The 24940-nt window shown below is 70.4% G+C and carries 18 protein-coding genes and 2 pseudogenes; 8 read left to right on the forward strand and 12 right to left on the reverse strand.

All coding sequences use genetic code 11. The features are described from left to right. The 5 genes and pseudogenes from OHA64_RS15110 (at nucleotide 1) to OHA64_RS15130 (ending at nucleotide 3425) form a co-directional block, all read left to right on the forward strand. Nucleotides 1–819 (forward strand): oxidoreductase, encoded by an 819-nt coding sequence (locus OHA64_RS15110; RefSeq protein ID WP_405613150.1) that lies wholly within the window; start codon nucleotides 1–3, stop codon nucleotides 817–819. Between the two features lie 53 nt (nucleotides 820–872). Next, nucleotides 873–1724, forward strand: coding sequence for an alpha/beta fold hydrolase (locus OHA64_RS15115; protein ID WP_405613152.1), 852 nt, complete (start codon nucleotides 873–875; stop codon nucleotides 1722–1724). 135 nt (nucleotides 1725–1859) lie between these two features. Next, nucleotides 1860–2423 (forward strand): annotated as a pseudogene (locus OHA64_RS15120) (enoyl-CoA hydratase/isomerase family protein); the annotation flags it as partial. A gap of 28 nt (nucleotides 2424–2451) precedes the next feature. After that, entirely contained in the window at nucleotides 2452–2628 is a 177-nt protein-coding gene (locus OHA64_RS15125) for a hypothetical protein (RefSeq protein ID WP_405613154.1), read from the forward strand. A gap of 98 nt (nucleotides 2629–2726) precedes the next feature. Then, on the forward strand, nucleotides 2727–3425 hold the full coding sequence (locus tag OHA64_RS15130; protein WP_405613156.1) for an SDR family oxidoreductase: 699 nt from the start codon (nucleotides 2727–2729) through the stop codon (nucleotides 3423–3425). Between the two features lie 98 nt (nucleotides 3426–3523). On the opposite strand, the gene OHA64_RS15135 is transcribed toward OHA64_RS15130, so the two are convergent. After that, nucleotides 3524–4432, reverse strand: coding sequence for a LysR family transcriptional regulator (locus OHA64_RS15135; RefSeq protein ID WP_405613158.1), 909 nt, complete (start codon nucleotides 4430–4432; stop codon nucleotides 3524–3526). Between the two features lie 132 nt (nucleotides 4433–4564). Between OHA64_RS15135 and OHA64_RS15140 the strand changes: the two genes are divergently transcribed. Both OHA64_RS15140 and dctA read left to right on the forward strand, forming a co-directional pair. Continuing rightward, entirely contained in the window at nucleotides 4565–5683 is a 1119-nt protein-coding gene (locus tag OHA64_RS15140) for a PrpF domain-containing protein (protein WP_405613160.1), read from the forward strand. Next, complete coding sequence (gene dctA, locus OHA64_RS15145; protein WP_405613162.1) at nucleotides 5680–7113, forward strand: C4-dicarboxylate transporter DctA; 1434 nt, start codon at nucleotides 5680–5682, stop codon at nucleotides 7111–7113. Before OHA64_RS15140 ends, dctA begins: the two co-directional genes overlap by 4 nt. Before the next feature lie 217 nt (nucleotides 7114–7330). Here dctA and OHA64_RS15150 read toward each other — a convergent pair whose 3' ends face one another. The 11 genes from OHA64_RS15150 to OHA64_RS15200 form a co-directional block, all read right to left on the reverse strand. Then, nucleotides 7331–10282, reverse strand: coding sequence for an aminotransferase (locus OHA64_RS15150; protein ID WP_405613164.1), 2952 nt, complete (start codon nucleotides 10280–10282; stop codon nucleotides 7331–7333). Between the two features lie 100 nt (nucleotides 10283–10382). After that, nucleotides 10383–10823 carry an Lrp/AsnC family transcriptional regulator gene (locus OHA64_RS15155; protein ID WP_405613166.1) on the reverse strand — a complete coding sequence of 147 codons (441 nt, stop codon included), beginning with the start codon at nucleotides 10821–10823 and terminating at the stop codon, nucleotides 10383–10385. Nucleotides 10824–11040: 217 nt separating this feature from the next. Further along, nucleotides 11041–11598 carry an SDR family NAD(P)-dependent oxidoreductase gene (locus OHA64_RS15160; RefSeq protein WP_405613168.1) on the reverse strand — a complete coding sequence of 186 codons (558 nt, stop codon included), beginning with the start codon at nucleotides 11596–11598 and terminating at the stop codon, nucleotides 11041–11043. Nucleotides 11599–11768: 170 nt separating this feature from the next. Continuing rightward, complete coding sequence (locus tag OHA64_RS15165; RefSeq protein ID WP_405613170.1) at nucleotides 11769–15341, reverse strand: GH32 C-terminal domain-containing protein; 3573 nt, start codon at nucleotides 15339–15341, stop codon at nucleotides 11769–11771. Nucleotides 15342–15426: 85 nt separating this feature from the next. Beyond that, on the reverse strand, nucleotides 15427–16971 hold the full coding sequence (locus OHA64_RS15170; protein WP_405613172.1) for a glycoside hydrolase family 32 protein: 1545 nt from the start codon (nucleotides 16969–16971) through the stop codon (nucleotides 15427–15429). Next, nucleotides 16968–18020 (reverse strand): ABC transporter ATP-binding protein, encoded by a 1053-nt coding sequence (locus tag OHA64_RS15175; RefSeq protein ID WP_405613174.1) that lies wholly within the window; start codon nucleotides 18018–18020, stop codon nucleotides 16968–16970. Before OHA64_RS15175 ends, OHA64_RS15170 begins: the two co-directional genes overlap by 4 nt. After that, nucleotides 18017–18970, reverse strand: coding sequence for an ABC transporter ATP-binding protein (locus OHA64_RS15180; RefSeq protein ID WP_405613175.1), 954 nt, complete (start codon nucleotides 18968–18970; stop codon nucleotides 18017–18019). The genes OHA64_RS15175 and OHA64_RS15180 overlap by 4 nt, the downstream gene beginning before the upstream one ends. A gap of 3 nt (nucleotides 18971–18973) precedes the next feature. Beyond that, the gene (locus OHA64_RS15185) at nucleotides 18974–19894 is read right to left on the reverse strand and encodes an ABC transporter permease (protein ID WP_405613177.1); all 921 of its coding nucleotides are present in this window, start codon (nucleotides 19892–19894) and stop codon (nucleotides 18974–18976) included. A gap of 13 nt (nucleotides 19895–19907) precedes the next feature. Beyond that, nucleotides 19908–20885, reverse strand: a complete 978-nt coding sequence (locus tag OHA64_RS15190) for an ABC transporter permease (protein ID WP_405613179.1) — start codon at nucleotides 20883–20885, stop codon at nucleotides 19908–19910. Nucleotides 20886–20983: 98 nt separating this feature from the next. Continuing rightward, complete coding sequence (locus OHA64_RS15195; RefSeq protein WP_405613181.1) at nucleotides 20984–22666, reverse strand: ABC transporter substrate-binding protein; 1683 nt, start codon at nucleotides 22664–22666, stop codon at nucleotides 20984–20986. Between the two features lie 75 nt (nucleotides 22667–22741). Further along, nucleotides 22742–23764 (reverse strand): LacI family DNA-binding transcriptional regulator, encoded by a 1023-nt coding sequence (locus OHA64_RS15200; protein ID WP_405613183.1) that lies wholly within the window; start codon nucleotides 23762–23764, stop codon nucleotides 22742–22744. A 213-nt stretch (nucleotides 23765–23977) separates the two neighbouring features. Here OHA64_RS15200 and OHA64_RS15205 point away from each other — a divergent pair. Beyond that, a pseudogene (locus OHA64_RS15205) lies at nucleotides 23978–24920 on the forward strand (carbohydrate kinase); the annotation flags it as partial. Nucleotides 24921–24940: the final 20 nt, after the last annotated feature.

Here is a 24940-nt window from a genome sequence, read left to right on the forward strand (position 1 = left end):
ATGGCGACAACACGTCCGGTAGCCCTCGTGACGGGCGCGTCCTCCGGCATCGGAAAAGCAGCCTCCCTCGCTCTGGTCAAGGCGGGTTACGAGGTGGTCGGCACGAGCCGCAACACCGCGCACGTCACTCCTGTGAAGGGCGTGACCTTCCTCGACCTCGACGTGACCAGCGACGAGTCGGTGACGGCCGCGGTCGGCGAGGTGATCGACCGGTTCGGGCGGATCGACGTCCTGGTCAACAACGCCGGCATCGGCTCGGCGGGCGCCGCCGAGGAGTCCTCCGCCGCCCAGGCCCAGCACCTGTTCGACATCAACGTCTTCGGCGTCATCCGCATGACCAACGCCGTGCTGCCGCACATGCGCGCGGCGGGCAGCGGACGCATCATCAACGTCTCTTCCATCGTCGGGTTCATGCCGCAGCCCTACATGGCCGTCTATGCCGCCTCCAAGCACGCCGTCGAGGGCTACTCCGAGTCCGCCGACCACGAGGTCCGCGAATACGGCGTACGCGTCCTGCTCGTCGAACCCGCCTGGACCAGCACCGCCTTCGACGCCGCCAGCGTCCGCCCCGACCAGCCCCTGGACATCTACGCCCAGCGGCGGCAGATCTTCGAGGAGTACATGGCCGGAGCGGTCAAGGACGGCGACGACCCCGCCGTCGTCGCCAAGGAGATCGCCGCCGCGGCGACCGACGCCAAGCCGAAGCTGCGCTACACCGCCGGCGCCATGACCGGACGCGTCCGCACCATGCGCCGCATCGTCCCCTCCCGCATGTTCGACCAGCAGCTGCGCAAGCTCAACCGCCTGCCCGCCGCCTGACGTACCCCGCAGACACAGCGAGAAGAAACAGCGACAAGAAAGCGAAGTCCGGCATGAGCACCTATCTGGCAGACGCGGCCGAGGACCTCACCGTGGAGGGCCCCTCCGCGACCTTCACCTACCGGCGCATCGGCCCGCGAGGCGGCATCCCGCTGGTCCTGCTGAACCGGGTCCGGGGCACCCTCGACTGGTGGGACCCCGAACTCCTGGACCACCTCGCCGCCGCCCACGACGTGATCGTGTTCGACAACGTCGGCACCGGCTACACCACCGGCACACCACGTGACTCCGTCGAGGGACTCGCCGACTGCACCGTCGAGTTCATCGAGGCCCTCGGCCTCACCCAGGTCGACCTGCTCGGCTGGACCCTGGGCGGCACCGTCGCCCAGCACATCGCCCGCACCCGACCCCACCTGGTCCGCAAGCTGGTCGTGGCGGCCGCCAACCCCGGCGGCACGGTGCCCGGCGCTCCCGACCCGGACCCGAAGGTGCGGGCCACCATGACCAAGCCGGAGGTCTCCGGGGACGACCTGGTGTTCCTTTTCTTCCCGGAGACGGAGACGGGGCGCGCCGCCGGGTACGCGCACCTCGCCCGGGTGGCGACCCGGCTGGCCACCGGACGCCCCGACGTGTCCGAGGCGGCGGGCATGGGTCAGATCGCCGCGATCGGCAAGGACGCGGCGATTCCCTTCGACCAGGTGCGGACCGACCTGGAGTCCGTCAAGCAGCCCGTCCTGTACGCCACCGGCATGAAGGACGCGATGATCCCCGCGCTGGCCTCCTACACCGCCGTCCAGCACCTCCGCGACGCGACCCTCGTCGTCTACGGCGACGCCGGCCACGCCTTCCTCTTCCAGCACGCCGAGGACTTCGCCACCCAGGTGACGGCCTTCCTCTCCGACTGACCGCTGACCCGACCGCCGGAGCCACGGCAGTCCGAGCGCCTGCCCGAGCGAGGAGATACATCGTGCAGTCGACCAGCGTGCCGGCCCGCCGGGAGGTGACGCCGCTGGAGTTGGACTCCGACGTGGGTCGAGCTCGTCACCCGCCTGACCAGCGCCCCGTTCATCAGCATCGCCTCCATCCGCGGGCGCACGCGGGGTGGAGGGGACGAGATCACCCTGGCCTTCGACCTGCGCTACGCCAGCCGCGAGGAGGCGTTCTTCTGCCAGCCCGAGGTCGCGATCGGCATCGTCCCCGGCGGTGGCGGCAGCGACCGGCTGGCCCGGCTGCTGGGGCGGGACCGCGCGCTCGAAGCGGTCCTCACCAGCCAGGACTACGACGCCGAGCGCGCCGAGCGGTACGGATGGGTGACCCGGGCCGTCCCCGACACCGAACTCGACGCCTTCGTGAGCGGTGTGGCGGCGCGCATCGCCTCCTTCGACAAGGCGTCCGTCCTGGGCGCCAAGGCACAGATCAACCGGTCGACCCTGCCGCCGGTGGCCGATCTGCGCGCGTCCTGGGCGGAGTTCGCGGACTCGGTCACGTGGCCGGGATTCCAGGCCCGCGTGCCGCAGCTCGGCAAGCTCATCGCCGAGATCGGCGTCGAGGAGATCGAGCGGAATCTGGGCGACTACCTCGGCATCGCGAACCAGCAGGCATAACCACCGCCTGCTCACGAAGACGCCGCGCATGGTGCGCCGCGTCCGCTGCGAAGCCACCGCCGTGCATGTCGGCCGGCGCACCGCCTACGCCACCGCCACCGTCACCGACCCCACCAGTCGGCTCCTCGCCCACGCCACCACCACGTGCCTGATACACGCGCGTACCCGTGAACAGGCCACCCAGGGCACCTCTCCGACCGCCTGACCGGCGCCTGAACAAGGGCCAGGCACGGCACACCACCCACGATCCGATCAGTGACCCCTTCCCCCCACTCAACTCAAAGCAAGCAACAGGGACTTCTCATGGACCTCTCCACCAGCACCGTCCTCGTCACCGGAGCCAACCGCGGTCTCGGCCGCGCTCTCGCCGCAGAGCTGCTCGGCCGCGGCGCCTCCGTCTACGCCGGTGCCCGCAACCCCGACCAGGTCGACCTGCCGGGCGCCACGCCGATCGCGCTCGACATCACCGACCCCGCCTCCGTGGCGGCCGCCGCCGAGGCCACCGGTGACGTCACCGTCCTGATCAACAACGCCGGTGTATCCACCGGCAGCGACCTGCTCACCGGCGACCTGGACGGCATCCGCCGGGACATGGACACCAACTTCTTCGGCACCCTCTCGGTGGTCAGGGCCTTCGCACCCCAGATCGTGGCGGGCGGCGGCGGTGCCGTCCTCAACATCCTGTCCGCTCTGTCCTGGTTCAGCTTCCCGGACGTCGGCGCCTACTGCGCCGCCAAGTCCGCGCAGTGGTCGCTCACCAACTCCCTGCGCCTCCAGCTCGCCGACCAGGGCATCCGGGTGGCAGGGCTGCACGTCGCCTACATGGACACCGACATGACCAGCGCGGTCACCGCACCCAAGACCGCCCCCGCCGACGTCGCCCGCCTCGCCGCCGACGGCATCGCCGAGGGCGCCTACGAGATCGTCGTGGACGACATCAGCCGCCAGGTGCAGGCCGGTCTGGCCGGAGGCGTCACCGCCCTGTACCCGCAGCTGCCCTGACGAGCGGTCGACCGGCACACCGATGAGCGAGATCACCGACCCCTCCACCGGCGCCGCCGACGGCGCCGGCATCACCGCGGACCGATCAACGCGGCAGGTCATGACGCCGTAGCGGCTGCGGCGCTGTGGCGGAGAAGGGCCGCGAAGGACTGGGCGGCGGGGGTGAGGGCGTGGTCGCTCATGCGGACGAGGAGGATGCGGCGCACCGGGCCGGCGGGGTGCAGCGGCAGGATGCTGACGCCGGCTCGGATGCCTTCCAGGGCAAGGGTGGGGGCGAGGGCGACGCCGATGCCGGCGGCGACCATGGCCTGGGCCTCCTGGTAGTCATGGGCCTCGTAGGCGATCTGCGGCTCGAAGCCGGCTGCGTGGCAGCTGCGGGCGAGGGCCTCGGCCACCGGGTGGTGGTCGGCGCGGGTGATCCAGGGATCGTTCGCGAAGTCCGCGAGGGCGGCCGAAGGGCGGTCGGCCAGGGGGTGGTTCTGGCTGACGAGGAGGGCCGGGGGGTCGTCGACCAGTGTGGTGACGGCAATGTCCTCGCGGTCGATGCGGTTCCAGTCGTAGTCCCACATCAGGGACATCTCGATCTCCCGGTTCTCCAGCATCGCCCACAGGCCCGCGATGCGGGCGCTGCGCACCGTCAGCCGTACGTCCGGATGCGCTTCCCGGAAGGCGATCACGGCCCGCGGAAGGAGGGAGGCGCCGACGGTGGGGAAGGTTCCGACCCGGAGGGTGCCCGCGCGCAGTCCCGCGAAGTCGGCCAGCTCGTTCTCCGCGGCCGTCAGTTCGCGCTCGATCCGCTCCCCTCGCTCGGCCAGGGCGCGTCCCGCGTCGGTGAGGGTGACGCCCCGCGCATGGCGCTCCAGAAGGGGCTGCCCGGCTTCTGCTTCCAGGCGACTGACCTGCTGGGACACCGCTGACGGCGTGTAGTTGAGGGCCCGTGCGGTAGCGGTGACCGAGCCCCGGCGGGCGACCTCGGTGAAGAGCAGGATGCGCCGGACGTCGAGCACAGCGCCACCTCCAGCGTTAACTTCAGCTTAATACCCGTGCAGATTTCCGAGATTGTACTTCATGCTCTTCGCGCCCACTGTGGATCGCATCCCGCACGGAAGTGCCGTCGGGGTTTGCATGAGGAGACCGCTGTGTTGCGTCTGCAGGGCGAGATGATCCGCGGAGGAACCAGCAAGTGCTGGATCTTCGACCACCACGACGTGGTGGCGACCGGCGTGGACGCCGACACCCTGCTTCTCGCCGCCTACAACGCCGCCGACCCCCGCCAGATCGACGGTGTGGGCGGTGCCTCCTCGACCACCTCCAAGGCCGCGATCGTCCGGCGGTCGGCCGAGCCGGGCATCGACGTCGAGTACGCGTTCGCGCAGGTCGGTATCGGGGACGAGCACGTGGAATGGGCCAGCAACTGCGGCAACTGCGCCACCGCCGTCGCCCTGTACGCCGTCCACAACGGCCTGGTCCCGATCACGTCGGACTCCACCACGGTGCGGATGCTCAACGTCAACACCGGAGCCCGCCTCACCGGCGCCATCCCGACTCCGGGGCGTACGGCCCCCGAAGAGGGCACGGCGGTGGTGCCGGGCACGGCCGCGCTCGGTGTGCCGGTCCTGCTCGGTTTCCTGGACCCGGCGGGTTCGACCACGGGTCGTGCCCTGCCGACCGGCCGTGCCCTGGACACCCTCTCGGGGCCCGCCGGTCCCATCGAGGCGTCCCTCGTCGACGCCGGTGCCCCGGCCGCGCTGTTCGAAGCGAAGGCCTTCGGTCTTCAAGGCACCGAATCCCTGGCCGAGTTCGCCGCGGTGGTGCCCGCGCTCACCCTGCTGCGCCGTCAGGCCGCTCTGGCCATGGGCCTGGCCAAGGAGAACGATCCCGTCAGCCACGCCGTGCCGAAGGTCGGCGTCCTCGCCCGCCCCGCCGCCTACCGCACCACCGACGGAACCCAGGTCGGACCGGACGAGTACGACCTGGCCGTCCGCATGGTCTCCATGCACGCCCCCCACCCGGCGATCGGTCTCACCTCGGCCGTCGCACTGGCCACCGCGGCCACCACTCCCGGCACCCTCGCCCATCGCGTCGCCCGGCAGACCGCCGACGGCACGCTGCGCCTGGGCACCCCGGCCGGTGTCATCACCGCCCAGGCCGCCCCCGCAGCGGAGGGCGCCTCCCCCACGGTGTTCCTGCACCGCGCCGCCCGCCGCATCGCCCGAGCCGAACTCCTCGTTCCCGTCCTGGAAGGACGCCCCGCATGAGCCGCAACGACGCCGCCCCGGGCACCGTCACCGCTCCACCCGGCCGCATCCGCCGACTGCTGTCCCTGCTGTACGTCCAGTGCCTGATCGGTGTCTTCGCCGGAGCTGCCGTCGGCTGGTTGTGGCCGTCGTTCGGAGCCGACCTGAAACCCCTGGGCGACGGGTTCATCGCGCTGGTACGCATGATGATCGCGCCGGTCATCTTCTGCACCGTCGTCCATGGCATCGCCTCCATGGGCAACGCGCGTGCGGTCGGGCGGGTCAGCCTCAAGGCGCTGATCTACTTCGAAGTCCTGACCACCGTCGCCATGGTGATCGGCCTGGTCGTCGTCAACCTCGTCAAGCCCGGCAGCGGACTGCGCGTCGATCCCTCCACCCTCTCCACCGAGGGCCTGCCGCCGGAGGCCACTCAGAGCCACGAGAGCGTCTCCGCGTTCGTCCTCTCCAACATTCCGGACACCCTGCCCGGCGCTCTGACCGGCCACGAGATCCTGCCGGTGCTACTGGTCTCGGTCCTGTTCGGCTTCGGCCTGAACGCCGCCGGTGAGGCGGCAGCGGGGATCACCCAGGGCGTCGAGAAGCTGTCCAAGGTCCTGTTCACGCTCATCCGCTGGATCATGCGGCTGGCCCCGATCGGCGCCTTCGGCTCCATGGCCTTCACGATCGGCAGCTACGGTCTGGACACCCTGCGCCACCTCTCCCTGCTGGTCGGCTCCTTCTGGCTCACCGCCCTGTTCTTCGTCCTGGTCGTCCTCGGGGCGGTCATGCGGGTCAACGGTCTGCGCCTTCTGCCCTTCCTCCGCTACATCAAGGAAGAGCTGCTGATCGTCCTGGGTACCTCGTCCTCCGAGCCGGTGCTGCCGCGCATGATGGCCAAACTGCAGCACGCGGGAGCCTCCAAGCCGGTCGTCGGCATCACGCTGCCCGCCGGCTACTCCTTCAACCTCGACGGCACAGCGATCTACCTGACCATGGGCTCGGTCTTCCTCGCCCAGGCCCTCGGCATCGACCTCAGCCTCACCCAGCAGCTGTCGATGGTCGCCGTCATGTTGCTCACGTCCAAGGGCGCCGCCGGGGTCACCGGCTCCGGCTTCATCGCCCTGGCGGCCACCCTCAGCGCCGTTCCACACGTCCCCGTGGCCGCCCTGGCGCTCATCTTCGGCATCGACCGCTTCATGTCCGAGGCCCGCGCACTGACCAGCGTGGTCGGCAACGGCGTCGCCACCCTGGCGGTGGCCAAGTGGGAAGGGGAGCTGGACGAGGACCGCGCCAGGGCCGTCCTCCGCGGCGAGATCCCGTACACCTCCGCCCCCGAGGCCGATCACACCCCCGAGCCGCACGCCGATCCCGCGCCGGGTGAGAAGGCCGGGGACGCCGACGTCAAGGAAGCGGCCGGAACGGACCGTGCCCCCGTGGCGGCCGTCGGCTGACGTACCCACACAGCCGGTCCGGAGCTCGGGCTCCGGACCGGCTCTTCTCGCGTTCAGGCCTTCGGGCCGGCCTCCGCATGGGACCGAAGACGCGCGACAAGCCTGCCCGTTGTGTCTTGACGGTCTTCGCCGTGGGTGACCTGGGCGCCCATTGACCTGGTGCCACCGCTGATCGGTGCCACAGGACAACCGCCGACAGGTACGTCCGTACCGCGTTTCACCATCCGTGGGTGAGTACGTCGTCGAGGGCGTCGACGAAGACGTCGGCGCTCGTCGTGGTCAGGCACAGCGGCGGCTTGATCTTCAGGACGCACATCCGGTCCGACGTCGGCTGCATCAGCACGCCCAGCTCGCGTAGCCGTTCGCAGATGGCGGCTGTCTCCTCGGTCGCCGGCTCCCGTGTCTCCTGGTCCCTGACGAACTCGACGCCCAGATACAGGCCACTGCCGTGGACGGCCCCGATCAGCGGGTGCTTGTCGGCGAGTCGCAGCAGCCGCGTTCGCAGGTGTGCGCCGACCGTGCGGGCGTTGTCCTGGAGACCTTCGTCGCGGAGCACGTCGAGCACGGTCAGTCCGACCACCGAACTGACCGGGCTGCCGCCGGCCGATGAGAAGAAGTAGCCCTGCGAACGGTAGGCGTCGGCGATCTCGCGTCGGGTGATCACCGCCCCCAGGGGGTGGCCGTTGCCCATCGCCTTGGCGACAGCGACGATGTCCGGTTCGACGCCCTGCTGCTCGAAGCCCCAGAAGTGGGAGCCCAGCCGACCGTAGCCGACCTGCACCTCGTCGGCGACGCAGAGACCGCCGGATTCCCGGGTGGCGGCGTAGACCTGCTCGAGGTAGCCGTCGGGCAGAGCCATTCCGCCGGCGTTGCCGTAGTAGGGCTCGCACACGAACGCCGCCGGCGGGCGACCGGACCTGACCAGATCGGCGATCACGGCCGCGGCCTCGGGGCCGTAGAGGTGCGCCTCGGGGCCGCGGTGCGTGCCGCGGTAGCTGTTCGGTGTGGGGACTGTGTGCACCCACGCGGGACGGGTGGCCAGGGCGTTCGGGTTGTCGGCCGTCGAGGTGGAGATGGCGTCACCGGCGTGGGTCCAGCCGTGGTACGCCTCCTCCACCGCGACGACATCGCGCCTCTCGGTGGCGGCCCAGGCCAGCCGCAGTGCCAGATCCACGGCCTCGGAGCCGCTGTTGACGAGGAAGACGGTGTCGAGCCCGTCCGGCAGGAGCGCGCTCAGCCGCTCCGACAGCTCCACCACCGAGGCGTAGTGGAAACGGGAGTTGGTGTTGAGCCGCTGCCACTGCCGGTGCACTGCTTCGACCAGTCGCGGGTGACCGTGGCCCAGGACGGTCACGTTGTTGAGCATGTCCAGGTAGCCGCGGCCGCGGGTGTCCACCAGGTGGTGCCGCCAGCCTCGCTCGATCTGCGGAGGGGTTTCGAAGTAGTGCTCCTGCGCGGTGGCGAAAGACTTCACTCGGCGCTCCAGCAGGACGCTCTCCGGCTCCGTCGGCGTGTCCGCCACGGGGCGGTCCGCCCGGGGGAGGATCAGGCCGGTGGGATCAGGGCACATCGTCAGCCAGCCCGCGTCCAGCCCTGGCGGGATGAAGCGTGGTGCAATTCCCGTGCCCAGCCGGGACAGTTGCACATCCAGCCGATACCAGCCGCCCTGTGCGGCGACGGTGCCCAACCGCTGACCGGATACGACCACTCCCCCGTCGATGACCGCGACGGCCGGGTCGATGCCGTCGAGCACCAGGTGCAGCCCCCCGGCGGTCAGGGTCACTCCGTGCTCGGCGTGCCGGGTGACCGTGCCGGCCCATGGCGCGTGAACCGCCAGTGGGCTGGAGAGGTGCACCTCCACGCCGAGCGCGAGCGTGGCGCTCTGCTCCGTGGTGTCGACCCGGGTGCGGGTGAGACGGCACTCTCCGTGCCGGGTCAGCACGGCCGTGCCGCCCGAGGCGAGTGCCCGTGCGACCACAGCGGACTCCGCGTCAGGATCGAGCCAGCCGCCGCCGTGCAGCGCGTCGCTGGTGACGGACAGGTCGATCACCCTTGCTTCGGAGGGAAGTTCGGGGAGAAGAGGGTGGCTCGAGGTCGGCGGATCGCTGTGCGGGGCGGGTTCGCCGATCACCTGCCGGAAGTGGGCCGCCATCACCTCGGCCGGTATCGAGGCACCGGCCTCGAACATGGCCCACTCACGGTCGAGGGCCGCCGTGGCGTAGCCGTTGCCGGGGTCCTGCAGTGCGGCGTGCTGCCCGCAGACCACCAGCACGCAGCCGCGCAGCACGACAAGGGGCCACAGCACGTCCAGCTCGTCGCCGACGAGCGGCCGTACGGCGTGGAACGCGCGGACCGCGGGCAGCACCGAAGCCGGTGTGGCTCCGTGATGGTGCAGGACGGAAGTGCAGGCGACCGCCAGCTCGGCCACGGCCCAGCTGTGTGTGAGATCTCCGAAGTCGATCAGCCCGACCGGTATGGGGCGGCCGTCCAGGTCCGTCCGGCAGACCACGTTGTTGTCGGCCACATCGCCGTGAATGACCTGTACGGGAAGCCGCGCGGCGTGCCGCTCCACCAGTTGTTGTGCCGCGCGGGCGGCTCGCAGCACACGCTCGGCCCTTCGCCGGTCGACCATGTGCGGGGCCAGGGCCTCGACGACTTCGAGGGCGTTGCGCAGGTCCCACAGCATCGGCCTGTCCGGAGTCGGCATGTCGAAGCCTTCCAGGGCCGCGGTGACGCTTCCGGCAACCTCTCCCAGCCGCGCCACCACCCGCGGAGCCAGATAGCGGCTGTCCATGATGGGGTCACCGGGAACATAGTCGAGCAGTTGGCAGTCGTAGTCCTGGCCGTCCAGGGAGACGGTCTGGATGTGCTCCCCGTCGACTCCCACCAGGGCCCGCGGTAGCCGCAGCTCCGGCAGCGCCCGGGCGAGGCGCTCGGTGGCCTCGGACTGCGCCCTCAGTACCGCGCGGTCGATGACCGGGTTGAAGACCTTGAAGAGGTACCCGTGCTCATCCAGACCGGTGCGCACCCGGAAGTTGCGATCGTGGTTGCTGCCCAGTTTCTCGAGTGTTCCCTCGATGCCGAATCGCTCCGTGAGGAGGGCTGCGGCCCGCTCCTCCTCGATCGCGACCATCGGCACCACCAGCCACTCGGCGGAGGAGATGCCCATCGAATTCTCCGTTCATCACGTACTGCGGGCGGGCCTGGGCGGCAGTCCGCCCCGGGTGCCGTTTGCGGGGGGGGCGCGGAAACGGTGATCAGGGCGCTGCTCAGCCGACGTTCCAGAGGAACCGGTGCGTGTGAATCCCGAAGTAGGGGAAGCTCTCCACCTTTGTCACGCCCTCGATGGGACGCACGACGTCGTTGACGAAGTCCAGCAGGTCACGCGGATGCCGACTGACGGCCTCGGCGAACAAGTCGAAGGTGCCGGCGGTCAGGACGGTGTAGACGACCTCGTCGTGGCGTGAGAGTTCGTCGGCCACCGCTCGCGGATCGCCGTCGACGCGGAGCCCGAGCAGGGCCATGGCCTGCCCGCCCATGGCCATCGGGTCGGTGACGCCGACGACCTGCACCGCCTTGGTGTCGATCAGCCGCTGCAGCCGTTGCCGAGCGGCCGACGCCGACAGGCCGACCTTCGGGCCGAGATCGGCGTAGGGGATGCGACCGTCGGTCTGCAGTTCACGCAGGATGGCCCGATCGATGTCGTCCATGGGGACACCTCCTAGGTGCGCGAGCAGCTAAGCATGCAATCGATTCACGCGCAATACGTACAGAGCACCATCGATTCCGCCGTCGAAAAAATCGAATCGATCGTTCGGATCGTGGAAGTCACATGGCGCCGGACATGCAACCTGCCTCGTCGGCAGCCCTGCTCGCCGAGCGAGCCGGGCTGCCGGATGTTGTGGCCCCTGGGAAGTTGCACGCGACTCACGGTCGCGGCCACGTCTCTGGAAGACCGTGCCCGCCATCGGCCACGAGAGCCGATCCGGTGACGAACGACGCCGATTCGTGCGCCAGAAACATGACGCAAGCCGCGATCTCGTCCGGTGTGGCACTGCGTCCGATCGGGCCCGCCGCGGCGGCCGCTGCCTCGAACTCCAGCTGGGAGCCGGTCGCAACATAGCCGGGGGCCACGACGTTCACGGTGACGCCGTCGGCCAGAGACAGCTCGGCGACGTCGTCGCCTGCGTCCCAGCCCGATGCCACGGACGTCATGCCGGCGTTGTTCACCAGCACGTCGACGCGGCCCCAGCGGTCCATCGCGGCCTGCACCAGGGCGTCCGAGGCCCCGTCGATGGTGAGGTCGGCGATCACACCGACGGCGGCGGGCCCCACCTCCGCCGCTCGCTGGTGCACCCGCTCGGACGTCGCGCCCAACACGACGCGCGCACCCTCCGCGACCAGCCCCTTGGCCACCGCGGCACCGATTCCGTCAGGGGCACCGGCCCCGGTCACGATGACCACTCGATCTGCGAAACGTGCCATGAAAGACAGCCTTTACGGCAGTAGACCATCGCCCACACCCACCACGGCACCGGCCGGCCCTGTCCGACGGCACGGACAGGGCGCGGGGTCGACCACTGGGTCGCTGTGGGCCCGGTACCAGGCGGGAATCTGGGCGCCGGGGCGGGTGAACAGGCGGGCTTGACCGGCGGTCACAGCTCCTTCGCGTAGGTGTCCTGGTACGCCGCCCTCCCTCCGAACACGTTCAGGCCGACGTGTCCGCTCGTGTACGTCGTGTCCGTCACGTCGATGATCCGCTCGCCGTTGAGGAACACCTGGATGCGGTCGCCCTCGGTGAGGATGCGGACGGAGTAGGTGGTGCCGCGGCGGACCAGAGCCGGGACGCGGGCGAGGGCGGCGCCGTCCTCGAAGTAGCCGTTGGCCTTGGCGACCAGGCGGATCACGCGTAGGTCGGGGTCGATGTTGAGGCAGTAGGCGTCGGCGCCGTCGGAGGAGGCGCGCCAGAGGAGGGAGAGGGCGCCGCCCGTGTCCGGGGCGGGGCCGCCGAGCCGGACCAGAGTGGTGAGGTCCACGTCCGTCGCCGTGCGGGCCGAGATCTCGTGGGAGTCCTTGTCGAAGCTTCCGGCGCGGCCCGCGCTGTCCGTCGACCAGCGGCCGGCGGGAGTGATCGTCAACTTCCCTAGGTCCGAGCGGAATTCACCGCCGCTCGGGGCGGACACCAGCGGCTTCACACGGTCCACCAGGCGGAAGGTGCTGTCGAGCCTGTGCACCTTGAGCGACTCGATGTGCGCGGTGCCGCCCTTGGCGTAGAAGGCCATGCCGTCGGCGTCCGGGCCGGGGAAGATCAGGCTGGTCACGGCGGCCTGTCCGTCCGCGCCGAATGCCTCGACCGAGGACGAGTCGACGTACACGCGCAGGGTCGCGCGGCCGTCGGTCGTCTTCATCGGCGCGGTCGTGCGGCCCGTGAAGTACCGCGTGAAGTCGCTCAGGCCCGATGCCGAGCGGTCCACGAACAACTCCTGGGCCTCGGCGTCGTATCCGACGGTCGTGTGCTGGTCGTCGTCGGTCCGGAGCCGGAAGCCGATCTCCGTGGCGGTGCCGAGGATGATCTCGGCCTCGATCTCGTAGGCGATGCCCCGGACTCCCGCGAGCGGGTTCGCGGAGGTCGGGCCGACGGCGAGGTCCTTGCGGGTTGTGGTGGACGTGCGCAGCGTGACCAGCTCCGGGACCGGGCGCTGCGCCAGGCGTACGCCGTCGGCGGTGTCCGTGAGGGTCAGTTCGCGGGGGATGCTCAGCTGGCCGTTCCAGCCGCCGGTCGGGGCGCTGAAGGGGTAGTCCCAGTTGCTCATCCAGCCGAGCCAGACGCGGCGGTCGTCGGGCAGGCCGTAGAAGGACATGGCGGCGTAGTAGTCACGGCCTGAGTCGGCGCGCAGGACCGTGCCGGCCTTCTGGTCGGGAGTGAAACCGGTGCCGTTCCACTCGCCCGTGAAGTACTGGGCGGCCGAGCCGTTCGTGGCGCGTACGGCACCGGTGCTCAGGGTGAGGACCCACTTCACCTTGTCCTTGTCGCCGTCGACGGGGAGCGGGAAGAAGTCGGGGCACTCCCAGACGCCGGGTGTGGCCCAGTCGCCGTAGCCGAAGGAGCTGATCTGGGTCCAGGTGAGGAGGTCGGTGGAGGTGAAGAAGCGGATGTGGTCGCCGCCGGAGACGACCATCAGCCACTGGTCGTGGGCCTCGTCGCGGATGACCTTCGGGTCGCGGAAGGTCCAGCCGGCGTCTGGGCCGCCCGGGTTCTGCACGGCCGGACTCGAGCCGCCGTGCAGCTGCCATGAACGGCCCTTGTCCTTGCTGTACGCGATGCGCACGCCGGCGTTCCCGCCCGGCTTGTCCGGGTGGTAGCTCGTGTAATAGGCGATCAGGCCCGAGCCGCCGTCGAAGAGACCGGAGGTGTCGTCGGCGTCCACGACCGCGCAGCCGGTCCAGCAGTGGCCGTGGGCGTTCCAGGGCAGGGCGATCGGCAGGGGCTGCCAGTGGACGAGGTCGGTGCTGACCGCGTGCGCCCAGCGGCCCTCGTCCTGGTGGAAGAGGTGGTACTCGCCGTCGTGGTGCAGCAGGCCGCAGGGGTCGCTGGTGGAGCCGGTGAGCTGGGAGTAGTGGTACGTGGGGCGGTACGGCTCGGTGAAGTGGTCGGCGGTGCCGCGCACTTCGACGTTCTGGAAGTACGACGTCCCGTGCGCGGCCGCGGTGCCGAAGGCGGCGCCCTTGGTGCGGGACACGCGGGTCTTGAGCGCCCGTACGCCGTCCACGTACACCTCGATGGTGCTGCCCGTCGCGCGGGCCTCGACGCGGTACGTGCCTCCGGCCGTGATGCGCCGGACCGGGCCGGAGGCGGAGGCGAGGCGGGCGCCGGAGGAGCGGTCCAGCAGGACGACGGCGTCGCGGCCGGCTTCCAGGCGGGCTTCGTAGCCGCCGGAGCCGTTCGCGGACGCGCGCAGGACGAGGCCGGCCGAGGAGGAGCGGTCGCCGGGTGTGATGTCGGCCCCCGCCACCAGGTCGCCGTCGGTGAAGGGGGCCGTGCGCAGGCCGTTCTCGCCGCGGATGCCGCGCACGTCCGGGGTCCAGGTGCCGGAGCGGGCCGTCCAGCCCTGGAGGCCGGTGGCGAGGTCGGCCGCGGCGATGTTCTCGAAGGACACCTCGCCGGCCGAAGCCGTGACGGCGAGTCGGCCCTTCGTGTGGGTGGGGTCCTGGACGGTGATGACGGGGCTGTAGCCGTCGGGAGAGAGGAAGTTGGTCTGCCAGTGCACGCGCAGTTCGTCGTGTTCGGCTTCGACGCGCAGACGGTGGACCGTGTCGGCCTTGATGGTGGTCGCGTAGGTGCCGAGGGTGACGTCGCCGTCGATGCGGTAGAGCCTCAGCCTGCCCTGGCTTGGGTCGACTTGGACGCCGTAGCCGCGCGTGGCCGTGGCGTCGGTGCGCACCAGCAGCGAGGCGACGGCGGAGGCGTCGTGCAGGAGCAGGTCGGCCTGGAGCGCGGTGTCGTACGTCTTGGTCGTGGTGACGGCGCGGGCGGTGGCTCCTTGGGCCGGGGCCGCCCGCCAGCCCAGCGGACTCGCCGTCCAGGTGCCGCCGCTCGTGGTCCAGCCGGTGAGGTTGGTGGTGACCGAGGAGAGGGAGGGCGGGCCGAAGGTGACCTTGCCGCCCTGGGCGAGCAGACCCACCGAGCCCGTGTCGTGGCGGTGGTCCTCGGTGTGGAGGAGCAGCTTGCCGTCGACACGCACCGTCAGCTCGGGTCCGTCGACCGCCGCTTCGAGGTCGTAGGGCTTTCCGGCCTGCGCGCCCGGGAGTGCGGCGGTGGCGAGTGTGTCGCCGCCGGCCAGGTCGTAGAGCCGTACGCGGGCGCGGCCGGGGTCGAGGGCGACCGCGTATCCGGTCGAGCCGTCGAGGGCGGTCCGGAACACCAACGCGCCTACGGCGGACGAGGATTGGGGCGTGACGCGGGCCGCGTACGTGCCCTTGGCCGCGAGTTGCTGCTCGGACAGGGCGAGGGCGGGCCCGCGACGGCCGGCGGTCGCCTTCTGGCCGCCGTCCAAGGTGCGGGTCCAGGTGCCGGTGACGGGGATGGGGTCGGGAATCGGGGTGGCGGCGGGGGTCGCTCCGGCGGCGCTCGGGGCGGCGGCCCGTGCTGCGGGGAGGATGCCTCCGAGAGGCAGCAGGGTGGCGGCGGTTCCTCCGGCGAGCAGGAGGGTACGGCGGGACACGCTCATGGCGGCTCCTGAGGGAGAACAGGGGAGGGTGGGCCACGGCCCGCGGGGACGTCCACCCCGCGGGCCGTGGTCGTGTGCAAGACCGTCACGGCCACAGCGGCCGGGGTGCGTCGGTGAAGGCCGACGCCATCTGCCAGGCGTCGAACCGCTCCAGGGCCACATCGCCGTCGGCACCGATACCGACGCCGACGGCCTCGTCCGGGCGGGTGGGGTAGATGCGGGCGGTCAGGGCACGCCCGTTGGCGAAGATCTCCAGTGCGGAGTGGTCGACGAGGACCCGCAGGTCGACTCGGCCGTCGGGGTCCAACGGCAGCTCTCCGTACCGGGGTTCGGTGTCGACCGTCGGGTCGAGGCTGCTGGTCTCGCGGTGCAGGCGGAGGGTGCCGCTCGCCGCGTCGGGCGCCCGGCTCACCTCCACGACCGTGCGTTCCGCGCCGTCCGGTGTCTCGCGGAGCACGAGCCGGGCGGTCGCTCCGGGAGCGAGACGCAGGGTCGTCTCGATGTCCAGCTGGTCCCCGCGCACGGCGGGCAGCCGGGTGTACGAGTCGGCCGGCCGGCCCGGAGCGACCTCTACGCGCTCCCCCCGCAGCTCGGTCAGCTCCGGCACCGGGGCCTGATGCAGGCCGCCGTCCGTGGCGAGCGTGACGACCCTCGGCAGGGACATCACACCGCACCAGCCGGCCTGCGCGTTCGCCTCGTCCGTCCGGCCCTCCTGGAGCCAGCCGAGCATGATGCGTCGGCCGTGCTCGTCACGGGTGGACTGAGGGGCGTAGAAGTAGCGGCCGCCGTAGTCGAGCCGGTGGAGGCCGGTCGGGGTGAAGGCGTCGCCCTGGTAGCGGCCGGTCCAGTACAGGGGGTGGTGGGTGGCGCCCTCGTCCCAGGCGGAGAAGACCAGGGCGTCGGTACTGCCGGCCTCCTCGTCCTCGCCGAGCCGGAAGAGGTCGACGCACTCCCACAACGTGCCGGTCCAGTCGAGCTCGCCCCGGTTCTGCGAGGCGTCGCCGGTCAGCAGGGGGCCGACGTAGCGCCAGCTGCGCAGGTCGTCGGATTCGTACAGGAAGGCCGTTCCGCCGACGCCCCGGATTCCCGAGCCCACCAGCTGACGCCACACCGCGTTCTCGCCGGAACCCTCCCGCCAGACGCAGTGATCGCGGAAGGCCGTGATGTCGACGCCCTCGGGTGGGGCGGTGATGACGGGGTTGGCCGGGTCCTTGGTCCAGTACCGCAGATCCGCCGACCCCCTGGCCACGCAGGGGAGTTCATTCTCGCCGTGCCGGCCCGAGTAGACGAGCGTGGGCACTCCCCCGTCGTCCACCAGGACACCGGACCAACAGCCGTCGCGGTCCGGGCCGTCCGAGCCCGGCACCAGGGCGACCGGCTCGTCGGCCCAGTGCACGAGGTCGGTACTGGTGGCGTGGCCCCAGTGGATGCGGTGGTGGGCGGCGGCGAGCGGGTTGTACTGGTAGAAGAGGTGGTAGACGCCGTTCCAGTGACTCAGCCCGTTGGGGTCGTTGAGCCAGCCGCCGGGCGAGGTGAAGTGGAAGCGGGGGCGGTGGGGGTCGCGCGGGGCGCGCTCTGCCAGCCCCTCGGCGGTGGGACTGCCGGAGGGGAGGGTGAGGTCGTGGGTCATGCGGCGGTGGTCTCCGCTTTCTCGGTGGCGTCGGTGACGTCGGTGGCCTCGCCGTCCGGCCGGTCGGTGGCCTTCAGGACGCGGCGGGCGATGTCGGAGGCGGGTGCGCGCAGGTGGCAGCGCACCCAGTGGGGCTGGCCGTCGTCTTCGCCGACGATGTGGCGGACGGGGTCGGTGCGGCTGCACGTGCCGTCGTCGCCGTAGGGGCAGGACGTGGGGTTGAGGATCGCCTCGCGGAGCCTGGCGCGCTCGACGGGGTCGTAGCTGCCGGCCCGTTCGGGGTCGGGCACGGCGGACAGCAGCAGGCGGGTGTAGGGGTGGGCGGGGGCGTCCATCACCGCCAACGCGTCGCCGCCCTCGACGAGTTCGCCGGCGAACATGACCATCGTGGTGTCGGCGAGATAGCGGGCGGAGCCCAGGTCGTGCGTGATGTAGAGCATGGCGATGTTCCGCTCGTCGCGCAGGCGCCGCATCAGGTTGAGCACGCCGACGCGCACGGAGACGTCCAGCATCGACGTCGGTTCGTCGGCCAGGATGAGGCGCGGCTCCACCGCCAACGCGCGAGCGATGGAGACGCGCTGACGCTGGCCGCCGGAGAGTTCGTGCGGGTAGGACTGGAGCATGTCCTCGGTCAGGGCGACCGTTTTCATCAGCTCCCGCAGCGCCTCTGGTGCGGCGGAGCGGCCGTGCAGGACGAGGGCCCGGGTGAGGAAGTGCTCGATGCGGTGGACGGGGTTGAGTGAGCCGAAGGGGTCCTGGAACACCATCTGGACCTTGCGGCGGTACGCCCGTGACGCCCGGCGCCGCTCGGTGCGCAGGACGTCCTCGCCGTCGAGCAGCACCTGTCCGGCGGAGGGCTGTTCGAGGCGGGCGAGACAGCGGGCGATGGTGGACTTGCCGCTGCCGGACTCGCCGACCAGGGCGGTGATCCGGCCGGCCGGCAGGTCGAAGGAGACGTCGTTGACGGCGCGGACGCGACGCCGGGAGAAGACGGTGCCGACCTGGAAGTCCTTGGTCAGACCGCGCACGGACAGCAGGGGTTCGGTCATCGGGGGGCTCCTTCGAGGCTGCGGGCCACCCAGCGGCCGGGCGCGATCTCGCGCAGGTCGGGGATGTTCATGGAGCAGTCCGAGCGGTCCTCGGGACAGCGGACGTGGAAGCCGCAGCTGTCGGCGGTGCGCGGGGCGTCGAAGAGGCCGGTGAGTTCTTGGCGCGGGCCGGTCAGCGGCGGGAAGGCGTTCATCAGCGCCTCGGTGTAGGGGTGGAGCGGCTGGGCGAACAGGTCCTTGGCGTCGGCGAGTTCGACGATCCGTCCGCCGTACATCACGCCCATGCGGTCCGACAGCTCGACCATCAGGGACATGTCGTGGGTGATGAAGAGGATGGAGAAGCCCAGCTCCCGCTGGAGGTCGCGGATCTGCGCCATGATCTCCTGCTGCACGACCACGTCGAGCGCGGTGGTCGGCTCGTCCATGATCAGCAGCCGGGGGTGGAGTGCGACGGCCATGGCGATGACCACGCGCTGGCGCATGCCGCCGGAGAGCTGGTGCGGGTACGCCTTCAGCCTTCCCGGGTCGATGCCGACCAGCTGAAGCAGCTCGCCGGCCCGCTCCCGCGCGGCCCGCTTCTTCAGCTTCTCGTGGGTGGTGAAGATGTCGACGATCTGCTCGCCGATGGTCAGGACGGGGTTGAGGGAGTTCATCGCCGACTGGAAGACCATGGCGATCTCCCGCCACCGGAAGGCGCGCAGCTCCCGTGGGTCCAGGGCGAGGACGTCCCGGCCCTGGAAGCGGATGCTGCCCGCGGTGATCTCCGCCGGGGGCTTCAGCAGCCGCATCACCGCGTTGGCGATGGTCGACTTGCCGCAGCCGGACTCCCCGGCGAGGCCGAAGACCTCTCCGGCGCCGATGGTGAAGGAGACGTCGTCGGCGCCCACGACGGTGCGTCCGTCGCCGCGGTATTCGACGCGGAGGCCGTTCACCTCAAGTACGGGTTCCATGGCTCAGCCCCTCCTCTCACGGCGGGCACGGCGGTTGCGCAGCCTGGGGTTGGTGACCTCGTCGACCGCGTAGTTGACCAGCGCGAGCGCGAACGCGACGAGCGCGATGCACAGTCCGGAGGGGACGAAGGCCCACCAGGCGCCGGTCATCAGCGCGCCGTCGTTGCCGGCCCAGTACAGGTTGGTGCCCCAGCTGACGACGCTGCTGTCGCCGAGGCCGAGGAACTCCAGGCCGGCCTGGGCGCCGATGCCGAAGATCACGCAGCCGAGCAGCGTGGTCATCACCACGGACGCCATATTGGGCAGGATCTCGCGGAACATGATTCGCAGCGGGCGCTCCCCCGTGACGACGGCCGCGGCCACGAAGTCCTTGCCGCGGATCGACTTGGCCTGCGCGCGCAGGACCCGGGCCGAGCCCGCCCAGCCGGTGACGACGAGGACCAGGATCACGGTGGACGTCCCGGGCGGCAGGAACGCGGCCAGGATGATGAGCAGGGGCAGGCCGGGCAGCAGCAGGAAGATGTTGGTGACCAGGGTCAGCGCGTCGTCCACGATGCGGCCGAAGTACGCGGACGCCAGGCCGACGACGATGGCGACCGCGGTTGCCACGAGCCCCACGGTGAACCCGACGAAGAGGGAGCTGCGCGCACCCCACAGGGTGAGGGCGAGCACGTCCTGTCCCTTGGCGGTCGTACCGAGCCAGTGTGCGGCCGAGGGGGCCTGGCTGCCCGTGGAGTTGATGAGCGACGGGTCGCCCGGGACGAGGACGGGTGCGAGCAGGGCAAGGAGCGCGAAGAGAGCGAGCAGGACCAGCCCGGTCAACGCCTTCTTGCTGTCGATGAGCTGGCGCAGCAGTCCGCGCCGGCGGGACGTGCGCGCGGGGGCTGACGGCGTGGTGGCCGTCGCGATCTCGATGGCGGTCATGTCGGCAGCCTCCTCAGCGGACGCGGACGCGCGGGTCGAGGCGGACGTAGACGAGGTCGACGAGGAAGTTCGCGATCAGTACCGCCGCCGTGATCGTCAGGAAGATGCCCTGCATCAGCGGGTAGTCCAGGCCCTGGACGGCCATCAGCAGCTGGTAGCCGATGCCGGGGTAGGCGAACACGACCTCGGTGAGCAGCGCGCCGCCGACGACGAAGCCGAGTGCCATGCCGAAGTTGGTGACGGAGGGCAGCAGGGCGTTGCGGGCTGCGTAGCGGAACATGATCCGCGAGGGACTGAGCCCCTTCGCCTCGGCCATGGTGATGTAGTCCTCGGCCGCCGTGGCGATCATGGTGTTGCGCATGCCGAGCATCCAGCCGCCGATGGAGACCAGCACGATGGTCAGCGCCGGCAGCACCAGGTGGGTACCGACGTTGGAGAGGAACTCGCCGTTGAAGCCGGGGGTCAGTCCGACGTCGTAGGCGTGCCGCAGCGGGAACCAGTTCAGGCTCACCCCGAACAGGTACAGCGCGCCCATGGCCAGCCAGAAGTACGGGAACGAGCCGACGAAGATCAGCAGGGGCGGGAAGGCGGAGTCGAGGACGCCGCCGCGCCGCCAGGCGGCGACGATGCCGAGCAGGTTGCCGACGACGGCCGCGATGACGAGCGCGACGCCGCCGAGCAGCAGGGTCCAGCCGATCTGCGAGCCGATCACCTCGGAGACCGGGGTGGGGAAGCGCGTGATGGAGATGCCGAGGTCTCCGGTGAAGACGCTTTTGACGTAGGAGACGTACTGCTCCCAGAGGGGGCGGTCGTCGAGGCCGAAGAGTTTTCGCAGCTGGGCTATCTGGTCGGGCTGCATCGTGCCCTGGGCCTGCGCGAACATCCGCGAGACCGGGTCGCCCGGCATGAAGCGCGGGAGAACGAAGTTCAGGGTGACGGAGGCCCAGAAGGCGAGCAGATAGAACCCCAGGTTGCGCAGGATCAGACGCACGGGTCGTGCTCCCTGTCAGTGGGGGGGGTGAACGTGTGGCTCGGTGCGCGGGGACGGCCGCCCGGGAGGAGGGCGGCCGCCGGTCCGCGCGGGCGGCGTCAGCCCTTGACGGGCTTCAGCGACGTGAGCACGAGGACCGTGCTGCCGTTGCGGTTGCCGAGGGTGGCGTACGGGTTCTCCTCGGTGGGCCAGCCGGTGAAGCGGGCGTCCGTGTACGCGCCCCACTCGGGGCCGGTGAACAGCGGGACGACGGGTGCGTCCTTGTCGTACAGCTCCTGCAGACCGTCGACCTGCTTGCGCTGGGCGCTCTCGCTCGTGGCGGCGGCGAAAGCGTCGATGAGCTTGTCGGCCTTCTTGTCACCGAAGCGGTGGTAGTTCTCCGTGGCCTGCTTGCCGACCGGCTGCACCATCTTGGTCGACATCACGCCACGGAAGTACTCGTACGGTGTGGCGCCGTTGTTGCTCCACACGATGCCGGTGTCGAAGGTGCCGGTGTTGTACGAGGACGAGGCCGCCGACCAGTCGGGGGTCTTCACGGTGGCGGTGATGCCGACCTTCGCCAGGTCCTGCTTGATGATGTTGGCGACCGAGATCCAGTCGGAGGAGGCGGAGCCGACGGAGATGTCGAGCGTGAAGTTCTTGCCGTTCTTCAGCTTGCGCTTGCCGCCGCTCTCCTTGTAGCCGGCCGCATCGAGGGCCTTGGCCGCCGCGTCGGTGGCGTACTTCGTCCAGGCGCAGGACGCGGCGAGGTCCTTGTCGCGCCACTTGTCGTACGTACGGGCCAGACCCGTGCAGTCGGCGGGTTCGGCGTAGCCGTTCATCGCGACCTTGGTGATCTGGTCGCGGTCGACGGCCATGCTGAGCGCCTTGCGCACGGCCGGGTCGTCGAAGGGGGCCTTGGCGGTGTTCAGCTGCCAGTTGATCATGGCGCCGGTGGCCGGGAACCAGTAGTGGTTGTGCTTCTTGTCCTTGGCGACGAAGGACTTCTCGATGTCCGGGATGAACGACTGTGTCCAGTCCACCTCGCCGTTGGTGAAGGCGATGTTGGCGCTGTCGTTGCCGGAGAAGGCGAGCATCCGGATGCCGGCGATCTGCTGCTTCGCGGGCTGCCAGTAGTCGGGGTTCTTGCGCAGCTCGTACGACTGGCTCTGAAATTTCTCGATCTTGGCGTACGGGCCGGTGCCGACCGGGTTCGGGTTGGTGAACCTCGCCGGGTCCTTCACCTTTGACCAGATGTGCTTCGGCAGGATGTAGTGGCCGCCGATCTCGTAGAAGGCGGGCGAGAACGCCTTGTTGAAGGAGAACTTCACCGTGTGCGCGTCGACCGCGGTGACCTTGTCGAGGTAGTCGTAGCCGCCCAGCACCTTCTTCTGGAGCTCGAAGGTGTAGACGACGTCGTCGGCGGTGAGTGCCTGGCCGTCCGACCACTTGACGCCCTCGCGCAGCGTGAAGGTGAGGGACTTGCCGTCCTTGGCCTGATCCCACTTGGTCGCGAGCCACGGCGTGTCCTTGGCGTCCGCCATGCTGTGCACGACCAGCGGCTCGTAGACGGCCTCCTTGGTCATGGGGGCGGCCTGCGGGGAGAGCGGGTTGAAATTGCGCGTGAACGTCGCCAGATCCTCACGCGGGATGGTGAGCAGCTGGTTGCCGGAGGTGTCACCGGCGCCGGCGGCGCCCGAGCCACCCGTACAGGCGGACAGGACCAGGGCCGCGGCGCCGGTCGCGGTGACCGCTCTCAGGACGGCTCGTGGCCGCCGTGAAGATATGCGGGAGGGTGCCATAATGGAGACTCTTTTCCTCTCTTCAACACACAGGGCGAAGACGGGGATGGGATTCCTCGGCGGACTGATTAGCGGTCAGACCGACGAGCGTTCGAGCAGCGGGCAGTCGATCATCACCCGATGGGTGTCGAGCGGCTGCCCAGCTGCGAGAGCGGCGAGCATGTCGATGCCCTTGGTGCCCATGGCCTCGAAGGGCAGGGCGAGCGTCGTCAGCTTCGGCCGCAGATAGGCGGCGATGAGTTCCTGGTTGTCGAACCCCACCACGGCCACGTCGTGCGGGATGCGCAGTCCACGTTCCTTGATCGCGTCGTACGCGCCCATCGCCATCCGGTCGTTTCCGCAGAACAGCGCGGTCGGCCGGTCGCCTGCCGGGCGGTCAAGGAGTTCGCAGGCGGCGTCATAGGCGCCGTCGGCGGTCGCCCAGCCGGGGACGACGAGGGAGGGGTCGGGGGTGATCCCGGCCTCGCGCAGGGCACGCTCGTACCCCTCGCGCCTGCCGATGGCGGCCGGGATCGCCGGGTCGAGGTTGATCAACCCGATGCGGGTGTGACCGGCGCCCAGGAGCCGGCGGGTCGCCTTGTATCCGCCCGACACCTCGTCGGGCAGGATGCACGGCAGCTCCCCTTCGGCGTCGTAGCAGTTGACGAGCACCGTCGGCACCTCCCGGGCGGCCTTGGGGAGCGTGACGGCACGGTGCCAGGTCGTGGCGTACAGGAGCCCTTCCACGCGGTGCTCCAGCATCTGGTCGAGCGCGGCAGCCTCCTGGGCGGGGTCGCCCTCGCTCGCGGCGATCAGCAGGAACCTCCGCTCGCCCCAGGCGCGGCTCTGCGCGCCCGTGATCACCTCCCCCGCGAACGGGCCGGTCACGATCTCGGTGATCAGCCCGAACCACCCGCTGCGGTTCGCGGCCAGCGCCCGCGCCCCGGCGTTGGGCCGGTAGCCGAGCTCGTCGATCGCCTCCAGGATCCGCCGACGGGTCTCCTCGGGGATGGCGGCGCCGGGCTTGTCGTTGAGGACGAAGGAGACGGTGGTCCGCGAGACACCCGCGTGGCGCGCCACATCGCTCATGGTCACGCGCTGCGTCTTGTTCGTGGCCACTTCCAGTCCCTTTCGGCCGTCCGGAGGCGAGACAGCACCTCCGGTTTCGCGCTTTAATAACGCGCGTTACTTCCGTGTGGCAGGGAAGTTACGTCCGTCTTGAGCGGCATGTCAATACCTACCCGTGGGCCGCATCGGGCCACCGCCCCCGGTGCCCTTCGCCCCCGCGCTCGTCCCGAGAGAGGCAAACAACCACCAAGGCCCGACCCCAGGCAGGCCCCCAGCAGCGTCACCGTCCTCGGCGAGTGCGTCACCGACGCCTTCACCGACCCCGCCCGGTCCAGCTCCGATGAACTCGTGCTGCGCGCCCTGCCCGGTGGCGGCCCCGCCAACACCGCCGTCGCCCTCGCCCGGCTCGGTACCCGGACACGTTTCCTCGGGCGGTTCTCCCACGACGTCTTCTCCGGCGTCGACCTGACCGGCAGCGTGACCGCCACCCCGAGCCCAGCACCCTCCCCTCGCCGTCGCCGACCTCGACGACTCCGGCCAGGCCACCTACACGTTCCATGCCGACAGCGCCGCCGACTGGCAATGGACCGACGACAAACTCGCCGGCGCCCGGCTGGACGATGCGGCCTGCCTGCACACCGGCTCCCTGGCGCTGATGCAGCAGCCCGGTGGCAGCCGCATCGAAGCCAATCTCGCCAGGGCGCGCGAGCACGTCACCGTGTCCATCGACCCCAACGTCCGGCCCCTGCTCGTACCGCCCTCCGTCTACCGCGAACGCCTTCCCCGCTGGTGCGCCCTCGCCGACATCCTTCGCCTCAGCGAGGACGACCTCGCGCTGCTCCTGCCCGGCGTCGGCCCTGAGGAGGCGTGCGACACCTGGCATGCCGTCGGCGCGCGCCTCGTCGTCATCACCTTCGGCGGGCGCGGCGCCCTTGCCTCCCTCCACGGCCTCCGCGTCACCGTCCCAGCCCCGGCCGTGGAATTCGTGGACACCGCCGGCGCCGGGGACTCCTTCACCGCGGGCCTGCTTTACCGCCTCGCCGCCCTCGGACACCTTGGCGGGCGACTCGACGCACTGAGCCTCGAGGACGTCACCGACTCCTGCTCCTTCGCCGCTCGCGTGGCCGCCGTGACCTGTTCCGTCCACCGCGCGAACCCGCCCTGGGTGGACGAAACCCATCAATATACAATCGATCATGTATATTGATATACACCGCAGTGTGCATG

Origin of the sequence: Streptomyces sp. NBC_00076 (genome assembly GCF_045041235.1) — a bacterium.
In the GTDB taxonomy this organism is placed as follows: domain Bacteria; phylum Actinomycetota; class Actinomycetes; order Streptomycetales; family Streptomycetaceae; genus Streptomyces.